Source organism: Collinsella aerofaciens (assembly GCF_005844325.1).
Classification (GTDB): domain Bacteria; phylum Actinomycetota; class Coriobacteriia; order Coriobacteriales; family Coriobacteriaceae; genus Collinsella; species Collinsella aerofaciens_G.
Genome location: NZ_SPFY01000009.1, coordinates 58,160 through 68,723 on the forward strand (window position 1 = coordinate 58,160; position 10,564 = coordinate 68,723).

Sequence of the window (10,564 nt, forward strand, 5' to 3'; positions counted from 1 at the left end):
ACCCTCATCTAGCGCACCACCATCGTCGAGAAGTAGCTGCCCCGATCGGGCACATCGTCGAGCGAGCGGTACACGCGCTCGCCCGGAAGCCCACAGTCCTCTACAAGCTCGGCACCGTCGAAGGCACCCTCCTCGCAAAGGAAGCGCTTCGTGTCCGCAAGCGAGCGGCGCGCCTTCATGACCACCTTCGTCCCCGGCCAGCCGATTGCACGGCGCACCCCGTACAGAACGCCTTTACTCATACGTCGCCCCCAATTTCCCGATAACTGCATCGGCGCCCGACGTGCGGAAAAGCTCGCGGCGCTCGGCGTCGAACACGACCGCGGCGATGTCGCATGCGCCCGCCGCGCGGCGGCGCAACCTGTCCTCGATTGCCGCAGCGAGCGAGGCGCGCGCAGCGTCCCCCACGCCGGCGGCCTCGATTACCTCGAGCGCCGCCGTGGTCGTGACCGACGACAGGATCTCACGCACGGTCTTCGCGCCCGCGCCGGCCAAGGCCGCGTGGGCGGCCAGAATCTCCGCGCGGCAGTCGGCGGTACGCGAATGGGTGTCCATGATGCCGCCCGCGACCTTCACCAACTTGCCGATGTGTCCCACAAGAAGGACATTAGTAAATCCCTCGCGAACGCAGCAATCAATCGCATCGCCCACAAAGTTGGAGATAAAGACCACCGGCGCACCGTTTAGGTGGAAATGCCCCGAGATGAACTGCCCGCCGTAGTTGCCGGGCGTGAGCACGACTCCGCGCCGCCCCATAGCCGCATGCTGCCGAATCTCGAGCTCGATGCTGTCGCGCAAAGCAGCGAGGCTGCGCGGCTCGACGATGCCCGTCGTGCCCAGGATGGAGATGCCGTCCTTTATCCCCAGGTGCGGGTTGAAGGTCTTTTCGGCAAGGGCAACACCCTCGGGTACCGAAATCGTCACAGCAATATTTCCAGAAAAGCCGTGCGCGGCGCACACCTCGCGCACCGCCGAAGTGATCATCGCGCGCGGCGTCGCGTTGATGGCGGCCGCCCCCACCGGCTGCTCGAGCCCGGGCAACATCACGCGCCCCACGCCCACGCCGCCATCGACGGAAACTTCCGATTCGCGCGCGGGCACGCCCTTGCTGCCCGCAGCGCCCGCGCCCGAGCCCGCATGTTCCACGCGCGCGTACACGAGCACGCCGTCGGTCACATCGGCATCGTCGCCTGCGTCCTTTCGCACGGCGCACTGGGCGCACCCCTCGCCGATGCATGCGTCGACCACGTCCACCTCGACGGGCAGCCCGCCGGGGGTGACGATCGACACGCGGCCGACGGGCTTTCGCGACAAGAGCATCTCGCAGGCCGCCTTCGCCGCGAGCGCGGCGCAGCTCCCCGTGGTGTAGCCGCAGCGCAGGCGGGTCGTCCCGGTATATATGTAGTGCTCGAAGGCCACGCTAGCTGCTCGCCTTCCGATACCCCGTGGCAAACGAAGGGTCATAAAGCTTGCTGCGCTCGTAGGACTCCGCTTGCGCGCCGTCGTGCGCAAGTCCGCCGCGAGCTCCGAGCACGCGGCCCACCACCACGAGCGCCGTGCGGTCGATGCCCTCTCGCGCGCCCGCATCGGCGAGCGTGCCCACTGTGCATCGCACCACGCGCTCCTCAGGCCAGGTCGCCTTGTACACGAGCGCCGCCGGCTCATTGGAGCTGCGGCCCGCGGCCAAAAGCTCGGCGGAAAGCTCGGCGAGCATACCCGAGCTCAGGAAGATGACCATAGTCGAGCCGCTTTCCGCCATGGTGCGCATGCCCTCGCCCGCGGGCATGGGGGTGCGTCCGGAAAGCCGCGTGATCACGACCGACTGGCTGATTCCCGGCAGCGTGTATTCCTGGCGAAGCGCCGCCGCGGCACCGCAAAAGCTCGACACGCCGGGCACCACCTCGTAGTCCACGCCGCGCGCGTCGAGCGCGTCCATCTGCTCCTGGATGGCGCCGTACAGGCACGGGTCGCCCGTGTGCAGGCGCACCACTTCCTCGCCCCGTGCATCCGCCGCGCACATCACGACGAGCACTTCCTCCAAGGTCATGTGCGCGCTGTCGTAGACGACGCAGGATTCCTTGCACTCGGCGAGCAGCTCGGGGTTCACAAGGCTCCCCGCCCAAACGACCACGTCGGCCGCGCGCAGAAGGCGCGCCCCGCGCAGCGTGATAAGGTCGGCGGCGCCCGAGCCTGCGCCAACGATATGAATCATCCGAGCCTTCCCTTCCCGTTTCTCATCGCAACCGTTTACGCCGCCATTCGCGCAGCGGACAAAACACGGCGCCTGCGGCGGCAATCGGCGCAAATACGCAGGCAGGAGGCGCAATGCCGCCCGCCCTGACTTTGACACGTTCACAAGTGCCCTCTATCATAGTAAAAGTTTCGGCAACGAGCATATGACAATCGGATAAAAGGAAATGACCGGCGCGGCGCCCGCACAGCCCGCGCTGGCTTGCGGAGGGAACCAGGTGGGAATCCTGGGCAAGGGACATTACTGTGTAGGACGCGCAGGCGAACCGTCTCGCGCCCCAAGCCAGACTGCTTCGCCTTTTCCTCACGGCATCGCCGTGGCGTTAGCTCCTTGTGAACCCCGAGGGGCGCGCTTTTCTTTCGCTTGTGCCGACAAGCAACTGTCGCCGGGGGACCGGCAAACCGAGGAAAGGAAAAACCATGTCCGACCAGATGTCACGCCGCGGCTTCATGGGCGCCGCAGCAACCGGAGCCTTCGCGCTCGCCGGAGTCGCGCTCGCGGGCTGCTCCAGCACCTCCGCGAGTTCCGAGAAATCGAGCGAAAAGGAGAAGGCCGTGAAGCCGGTCATCCTCGTCACGAGCTTCGGCACGAGCTACAACGACTCGCGCCACATCACCATCGGCGCCATCGAAGACGCTATCCGCGAGAAGTACTGGCAGGACTACGACATCCGCCGCGCCTTCACCGCGCAGATCATCATCGACAAGCTGAAGAAGCGCGACGGCATCACGATCGACAACATGACCGAGGCGCTCGACCGCTGCGTGGAAGACGGCGTGAAGGAAATTGTCGTGCAGCCGACGCATCTCATGGCTGGCCTGGAATACGCCGACGTGAAAGACGAGCTCGACAAGTACGCCGACAAGTTCGACAAGATCTCGCTCGGCGACCCGCTGCTCACCTCCGACGACGACTACAAGAAGGTGGCCGCAGCCATTAAGGAGAACATGGCGTCCTTCGACGACGGCAAGACGGCGCTGTGCCTCATGGGCCACGGCACCGAAGCCGATTCCAACGCCGACTATGCCAAGATGCAGGAAGTGTTTAAGAACGAGGGCTTGACGCAGTTCTTCGTCGGCACCGTCGAGGCTGAGCCGACCTGTGAGGATGTTATCGCCGCCGCGAGCGCCGCAGGGTACAAGAAGGCCGTGCTCGCGCCGTTCATGGTGGTCGCGGGCGACCACGCGAACAACGACATGGCAGACGAGACCGACCCCGACAGCTGGGCTGCAAAGTTCGTGGCCGCTGGCTTCGAAGTGACGTGCCTGCTCCAGGGTCTGGGACAGAACGCCGCGGTCGACGACATCTACGTCTCGCACGTGGACGACGCCATCGCCAAGCTGTAAACTCGCCGCGCACGGGGGCGCCGGTCGCGTCCCCGTGCAACGGGCATGCGCCTTCCCCGACCGACGGCGCATGCCCGTTGCATTCGCATCCCGCCCGCCCACCGCACGGCGCGGGCGGTCGAAGCGATTGAAAGGAACCCCCTCCATGTTGAAGAAAACCCTCGCCTTCGCCCTGTCGGCGGCGCTTTTCGCGTTCTCGCTCGCCGGCTGCGGCGGAAATTCAATCGACAGCGCAAAGGCAAGCGATGCCGATTCCCAGGAAAAGACCGAACAGGCGGCCGATGCGCCCGAGGGCGCAAGCGCTGCCCCCATCACCGCCGACAAGGTGGCCGACGGCACCTATCCGATCACCGTAGATTCCAGCTCGAACATGTTCAGGATTGTGGACGCCCAGCTCATCGTGGAAAACGGCTCCATGCACTGCGTGATGACACTTTCCGGCACGGGCTACGGCAAGCTCTTCATGGGCACGAGTGACGAGGCTGCCGCCGCGAGCGAGGCCGACTTCATCCCCTATGTGGAAAACGCGGAAGGCAAGTACACCTACGACGTGCCCGTTGAAGCGCTCGACGAGGACACCGCCTGCGCCGCGTGGAGTATTAGAAAAGAGCAGTGGTACGACCGCACGCTCGTGTTCGAATCCGCCGGCGTCGATCTGCGCGCCGACGCACTGAAGTAACGCCATGCGGTCGATTCTTCCCAAGGGGGAAAACAGAAAGCGCCGCAGCATCGCGGCGCGCGCGATCGCCTGCGTTCTCGTCGCCCTGCTCGCGCTTCCCTTCGCGGGGTGCAGTGCGAGCCCGAACGCGACCGGTGCCACGACGGGCTCTCAGGAATACACTGTGAGCGTCTCGCTTTCCGGCGGGTCAGGGCGCGCAAGCATCGCCTCACCAACCACAATTGTGAAGGATGGCGACACCTACACCGCGACCATCACCTGGTCGAGTTCGAACTACGACAAGATGACCGTCGACGGCGTGGACTACGCGCCCATAAACGACGGCGGCAACTCCACGTTCGAGATACCCGTCACGCTCGACGAGGACATCGCCGTGTCGGCCGAGACCGTCGCCATGTCGACGCCGCACACCATCGACTACACGATCCACTTCGACTCATCCACCATGAAGGAGAAATCGGGCGACGAAGCAAGCGGCGGCTCCCCTGCGGGAACGGCTTCAAGCGCCGCGGCCGACTTCCACAACGCCGATTTGGGCTGCGGCTGGAAGCCGACGGGGACGCTTCAGCTTGAATACGCCGAACACTTCACTGTCGACGAGTTCGAAGGCGGCCTGCGGCTTATCTGCATTTCGAACGGGGAGCGCTTCCTCGTGGTGCCGCAAGATGCGAAGGTACCTGATGGGTTGAGCTCCGACATCGCGGTCATAAGGCGCCCCGCCGACAAGGTGTACCTCGTGTCGTCGGCGACGATGTGCCTGGTCGACGCGCTCGATGCGAACGACAATATCATCATGTCGGGCACGAAGGCCGACGATTGCTCGGTCGCGGGCTTCAAAAGCGCACTCGAAAGTGGGGCGATCGCCTACGGCGGCAAGTACAGCGAGCCCGACTACGAGCGAATATCGGCCTCGGGCTGCACGCTCGCCATCGAGAACACCATGATCAACCACACGCCCGATGTGAAGGAAAAGCTGCAGAAGCTCGGGCTCGTCGTGCTCACCGAACAGTCGTCGAGCGAGCCCGAAGCACTCGGGCGCGTCGAGTGGATTAAGCTTTTCGGCGTCCTGTTCGACAAGGAAGACGAGGCCGCGCACCTGTTCAACGAGCAGAAGACCCGCGTCGAGCAAACGTCGGGGCTCGCGTCGTCAGGTAAAACCGTGGCGTATTTCTACATTAACTCGAACGGGGCCGCCGTCACGCGGCGGGCGGGCGACTACGTGGCGCAGATGATCGAGCTTGCAGGCGGCAGCTACGCGCTCGATGACGCGCAGACGGCGTCGACGTCAGGTTCATCAGTAACGCTCGAAATGGAGCGCTTCTACGCGACGGCGAAGGATGCCGACATCATCATCTACAACGGCACCATCGACGAATCGGTTGCCACCTTGAACGACTTCGTAGGCAAAAACGCGCTATTGTCGCAGTTCAAAGCCGTGAAGAACGGCAACGTCTGGGTCACAAGCGCCGACATGTACCAGCAGATGACTTCTACCGCCGACATTATCGACGAGCTGCACGGGGCGTTCACCGGCGATGACGCGAGCGACTTCCATTATCTGAGAAAGCTCGGCTAGCGCCATGAGAAGCCGGCTTTCCATGGCATACGACGAATCGGGGCGCGCCGCGCGGTGTCGCGTCGTGACGGCGCTGCTCGCTGTTGCCCTCATCGTGCTCGTCGGGGCCAACCTGTGCATCGGGAGCGTGCTCGTGCCCGCAGACCACATCCCCGGCATCCTTTCGGGCGGCGCGGCCAATTCCATGGAAAGCCAAGTCATCTGGGAGATTCGCCTCCCGCGCGTGCTTTCAGCCGTGCTTCTCGGCGGGGCACTTTCGCTCTCCGGGTTCCTGCTGCAGACGTTTTTCAACAACCCCATCGCCGACCCGTTCATCTTGGGCGTCTCCTCGGGCGCAAAGTTCGTCGTCGCGCTTACGATGATTGTACTTCTGGGCGCGAACCAGGCCATGTCCTCCCCGGCCATGGTGGCCGCAGCGTTTCTGGGCTCGCTTATCACCATCAGCTTCGTGCTCCTCATCGCACGGCGCATAAGTTCCATGGCCATGCTCATCGTGGCAGGCGTCATGGTGGGATACATCTGCTCAGCGGCGACGAACTTCCTCATCGCCTTCGCCGACGACCAGTCCATCGTGAACCTGCACAACTGGTCTTTGGGTAGCTTCTCGGGTTCGAGCTGGGACGACGTCGCGGTCATCGCGGTCGTGGTGATCACCGTGAACGCATGCGTATTCGCGATATCGAAGCCCCTTTCCGCCTTCCAGCTGGGAGAAGCCTACGCGAAAAGCGTCGGCGTGAACGTCGCACGCTTCCGCGTGGTGCTCGTCCTTCTAGCGAGCATGCTCTCCGCCTGCGTGACCGCTTTCGCTGGTCCGGTGTCGTTCGTAGGCATCGCAGTTCCGCATCTCGTGAAGTCGGCGCTGAAGTCGTCGAAGCCCATCCGCGTGATTCCTGCGTGCTTCTTGGGAGGCGCCATCTTCTGCGCGGGCTGCGATTTGATCGCGCGCACGCTGTTCTCTCCCGTCGAGCTTTCCATCAGCGCCGTCACCGCCATCTTCGGCGCGCCGGTGGTTATCGCGCTCATGTTGAAGAAACGAGTGAGGTAGATGGGGGAATTCATGCCGCGGCCCAAAACGCTCGGAGGGGGCATTCCATGCTTAGACAGTCCTGAGCTCGCGCGAAAGCGCCAGAAGGCACTTTCGGCTCGTGCGGGACTGCGCGCGGAACGCCTCCTCCGAGCGGAGTCGAACCTCGAAACCCCGGTCGAAACGCAGGCTGACGGAGCACCGCTTTTCCGCATAAGCGACCTGTCGGCGGGCTACGACAAGAAGGTCGTAGTCGAAGGCGTCGATCTGGAGGTTCGCGCGGGCGACGTCGTGGCGCTCATCGGGCCGAACGGCTCGGGCAAGTCGACCATCTTGAAAACCATCACACGCCATCTGGCACCGCTTGCCGGCGCGGTCGAGCTCGACGGGCGGGAGATTTCCCGATGGAAGACGGCGGAGTTCGCAAGGAACCTTGCCGTTATGCTGACAGATCGCCCCCGGACCGAGCTCCTCACCTGCCGCGATATCGTAGAGGCAGGAAGGCATCCCTACACCGGGCGAATGGGCACACTCTTGCCCGACGACCATAGTCGGGTCGACGAGGCCATGAAAACCGCACATGTGGAAGAGCTCGCCGAGCGCGACTTCATGCAGATAAGCGACGGGCAACGCCAGCGCGTCATGCTCGCACGCGCCATCGCGCAGGATCCGCGTGTGCTCGTGCTCGACGAGCCCACATCGTATCTCGATATCCGCTACCAGATCGACCTGCTGCGAATACTTCGCCACCTTGCGAAATCGCAGAATGTGGCTGTCATCATGTCCATCCACGAACTCGAGCTCGCGCAGAAAAGCGCCGACAAGGTGATTTGCGTGAAGGACGGTCGGGTCTTCCGCGCCGGCGCACCCGAGGACATATTCACGCGCGAGACGATTGGCGAGCTCTACGGCCTTCAACATGGCACCTTCAACGAGCGCTTCGGCAGCGTGGAAATTGGGCGCCCGCACGGCGATGCGCACACGTTCGTCATCGCCGGCGCGGGTACGGGGTCGGCTGTGTTTCGCCAGCTCATCCGGCAGGGCAAGGCGTTCTACGCGGGCGTTCTGCACGAAGGGGACATCGACTGTGAGCTCGCGCGCGACCTGGCGGCGGAATGCGTGGCCGAGCGCGCCTTCGAGCCTATCGGGGATAAAACCATAGCCCACGCCAAAGAGCTCCTCGTCCACTGTGCGCGCCTTATCGTGTGCCCCGCCGCCTTCGGCACCATAAACGCCCGCAACGCAGAGCTCGTCGAGTTCGCACGCTCGCATGGTATCGAGGTCATGCGAGCGTGCGAAGGCGCATCGGAGGATTCCCAATTGGAGTGGGAAGGATAAACTGGACTTTTTTAAGGATCCTCAGGCTACAGCTCCTACGCCGGCGAGGTCTCCAAGGCGCCGGAGAACCTCGTGAACAGGAATTTCCACGCCGACGAGCCCAACTAGGCCTAATCCAAGCGAGATTCCAGACTCGAAAGGCCGTTGAGCGTGAGGTCGTTGGCAACCTCCGAGACGCGCTCGATAGGAACCGAGCCATCAGACAATGCCCACGTGCGATAGATACCGATAATACCCGACAGCAAAAACGACAGATAATAGTCGAACATCTCGTCCTTGAGACCTTGAGGCAGCAGATCGCGCTCGGCAATCTCGTGCTCGAGCGGCGCACGAAGACGAGCCATAAAATCATCGAGCGGAATGTTCTCGATAAGTTGACGATTAAGCACCAAGTTGTTGCACAGTGCCTCGTTAACGGTTTTAAAGAAGGTCGCCGCCGCGCCAAGAGCGCGCTCGTTGGTGTCGCCGTCCATTGAAGCAAGCGTTTTCTCGACCGAGTCGACAATCATCTCCACCACATCGACGGCAATGGCATCGAGCAGGCCGTCAACCGTACCAAAGTGAACGTAAAAGGTCTTGCGGTCGACATTGGCCTCGCGCGCAATAGCACTCACCGTAATGTCTGCCAGCGGCTTTTCCATGAGCAGGCGCTCGAAAGCCGAAAGGATGGCATTACGGCTGCGAACGATGCGACGATCAAGACGCGGTTTGCTGGTTGCCATGGGCGTGTCCCTTCGATATGCGAGCATTCATCAACAGATGAGAGATAATCTACGTAAGAGGATTATCCCCCATACAGCACAAATATGCCTCGCATCATGAAGAACGCACGACTGCCCTACTGCGACTTAGGGTGCTTCTTCTTATTGAGTGCCGACGGAGATACGCGAATACCGTCTCCTGTCTGACGCACATAGGCCTTATGAGCCGGCTTTGCGGTCCCAGAAGCCTTCTGAGCGTGCTTCTTGGGATCAACGGTAACAGCATTCGTGGGGTGCGGCTTAGTGGGCGCAGAGGGCGTCTGAGGCGTGCGGCCGAGCTTGCGCATCACGCGATCCCAGCGCGCATGGATGCTCTCGTTGTGGGCGCTCTTAAGTCCCAGCAGGGGCGCAGCCAAAATGGTAGGCGCAATAAACGTAATGAGACGCCACAGCAGATAGCCGGCGGTCGAAGCCGAACCGAAGAAATGACCCAAGAACAATGCAAAGCCGCCCTCAGCGCCACCAGTTCCACCGGGCAAGGGAACCGCAGAGCTTAACAGCTGGACAAAGGCGCTCGCGGCCATGACCGAGAAAAAGTCGACCTCGTGGTGGCCAAAGGCAAGCATCAGGAAATACGGAACCAGATAGAAAAACGCGAGCTGCAGCATGGTGATAAACACGGTGAGCAGCATGGAAGAAAAATGTCCGGCCGAAAGCTTGAACTTCTCGGAGAAGGAGTAGATCTCGCCATCGACAAACGTGCGCCAACCCTCGATCTTAGTGGCCGAGACACCAATGCGCTCGAGCCAATTGATGATGCAATGGGCGACGCGCGTGACGGTCTTAGGCATGAGCGCGACGGCGAAGATGCCAAGCAAGATGCAGCAGTGTCCACCAAAGCTAAAGACGCACAGCAGCGTCATGTCGCCGTAGCGTTCGGCAAAAAACGGCATACGGGCGAGCAGCAGGATAGCGCCCCAGGCGACCAGGCCAAACTGGTACACGATAAAACGCGTGAATTGCGTGGCGCCGGCCTCGCCCACGTTTTGGCCCGCCTTGGTCAGGCGGTAGATCTGGGCGGGAGTCGAGCCCATCATCATGGGCGTCAGGTTGCCAAAGAAGATGCCACTCGCCTCGACCGAGATCAGGTCGCGGATGCCGACGGGCGAATTGGGATCGAGCCAGACGGCGATCGCATAGGCCACAATGCCAAAGAACAGGTACATGAACATGCAAAGACACGCGACAACGAGCCATGACGCCTGGACGCTCGACATAGCGGCCCAGAACTGCCCCATCTGCCCGGTTACCACCAGATAGACGATATAACCTACCAGCACGACGCCGATAAAGATGGCGCCGCGGCGTGCGCTCTTATTGTCATCTCCGCCCGAGGCCTCAACCTCGACCTGGGGCTTAGACGTATGCTGAGAGGACTCCGTCATGAGACTCCTTCTAACAGTCAAAATATCTTGGTTATTGTACCCGTAAGGGCCATAGGCAGAACGCAAAGCTCTGGTTCAAACGGGAATTGCAGACGGTTGTTTGAAAATAAAAAACCCGGCCTTCCATGGGAAGCCCGGGTATCAAATGCGTGGTAGCCCGTACCAGATTCGAACTGGTGATCTCCGCCTTGAGAGGGCGGCGTC

At 62.2% G+C, this 10,564-nt stretch carries 10 protein-coding genes; 5 read left to right on the forward strand and 5 right to left on the reverse strand.

Going from position 1 to position 10,564, the window contains the following annotated elements; all coding sequences use genetic code 11:
- Positions 1 to 8 precede the first annotated feature (8 nt).
- Genes FGQ61_RS04510 through cobM form a run of 3 tightly spaced genes read right to left on the reverse strand, consistent with a single transcriptional unit; the run spans position 9 to position 2,212 of the window.
- A complete protein-coding gene (locus tag FGQ61_RS04510) occupies positions 9 to 242 on the reverse strand; it encodes an SAM-dependent methyltransferase (RefSeq protein WP_187359579.1) in 234 nt (77 codons plus the stop codon).
- A complete protein-coding gene (gene cbiD / locus FGQ61_RS04515; RefSeq protein ID WP_238022976.1) occupies positions 235 to 1,419 on the reverse strand; it encodes a cobalt-precorrin-5B (C(1))-methyltransferase CbiD in 1,185 nt (394 codons plus the stop codon). The genes FGQ61_RS04510 and cbiD overlap by 8 nt, the downstream gene beginning before the upstream one ends.
- Before the next feature lies 1 nt (position 1,420).
- A complete protein-coding gene (gene cobM, locus FGQ61_RS04520) occupies positions 1,421 to 2,212 on the reverse strand; it encodes a precorrin-4 C(11)-methyltransferase (protein WP_138374715.1) in 792 nt (263 codons plus the stop codon).
- 458 nt (positions 2,213 to 2,670) lie between these two features.
- Between cobM and FGQ61_RS04525 the strand changes: the two genes are divergently transcribed.
- The 5 genes from FGQ61_RS04525 to FGQ61_RS04545 all read left to right on the forward strand — a co-directional run bounded on the left by FGQ61_RS04525 (position 2,671) and on the right by FGQ61_RS04545 (position 8,214).
- Positions 2,671 to 3,597: a sirohydrochlorin cobaltochelatase gene (locus FGQ61_RS04525; protein WP_035138221.1), complete on the forward strand. Its 927-nt coding sequence runs from the start codon at positions 2,671 to 2,673 to the stop codon at positions 3,595 to 3,597.
- Positions 3,598 to 3,742: 145 nt separating this feature from the next.
- Positions 3,743 to 4,276, forward strand: coding sequence for a hypothetical protein (locus tag FGQ61_RS04530; RefSeq protein ID WP_138340773.1), 534 nt, complete (start codon positions 3,743 to 3,745; stop codon positions 4,274 to 4,276).
- A 4-nt stretch (positions 4,277 to 4,280) separates the two neighbouring features.
- On the forward strand, positions 4,281 to 5,852 hold the full coding sequence (locus FGQ61_RS04535; RefSeq protein ID WP_138374716.1) for an ABC transporter substrate-binding protein: 1,572 nt from the start codon (positions 4,281 to 4,283) through the stop codon (positions 5,850 to 5,852).
- Positions 5,853 to 5,874: 22 nt separating this feature from the next.
- Positions 5,875 to 6,897: a FecCD family ABC transporter permease gene (locus tag FGQ61_RS04540; protein WP_138374717.1), complete on the forward strand. Its 1,023-nt coding sequence runs from the start codon at positions 5,875 to 5,877 to the stop codon at positions 6,895 to 6,897.
- Positions 6,898 to 8,214 carry an ABC transporter ATP-binding protein gene (locus tag FGQ61_RS04545; protein WP_006233963.1) on the forward strand — a complete coding sequence of 439 codons (1,317 nt, stop codon included), beginning with the start codon at positions 6,898 to 6,900 and terminating at the stop codon, positions 8,212 to 8,214. It begins immediately after the preceding gene.
- 110 nt (positions 8,215 to 8,324) lie between these two features.
- Here the strand turns inward: FGQ61_RS04545 and FGQ61_RS04550 are convergent, their stop codons facing one another.
- Together FGQ61_RS04550 and FGQ61_RS04555 are read right to left on the reverse strand one after the other, a co-directional pair.
- Entirely contained in the window at positions 8,325 to 8,936 is a 612-nt protein-coding gene (locus FGQ61_RS04550; RefSeq protein ID WP_171021509.1) for a TetR/AcrR family transcriptional regulator, read from the reverse strand.
- 116 nt (positions 8,937 to 9,052) lie between these two features.
- Positions 9,053 to 10,360, reverse strand: coding sequence for a lysylphosphatidylglycerol synthase transmembrane domain-containing protein (locus FGQ61_RS04555; RefSeq protein WP_006233965.1), 1,308 nt, complete (start codon positions 10,358 to 10,360; stop codon positions 9,053 to 9,055).
- Positions 10,361 to 10,564: the final 204 nt, after the last annotated feature.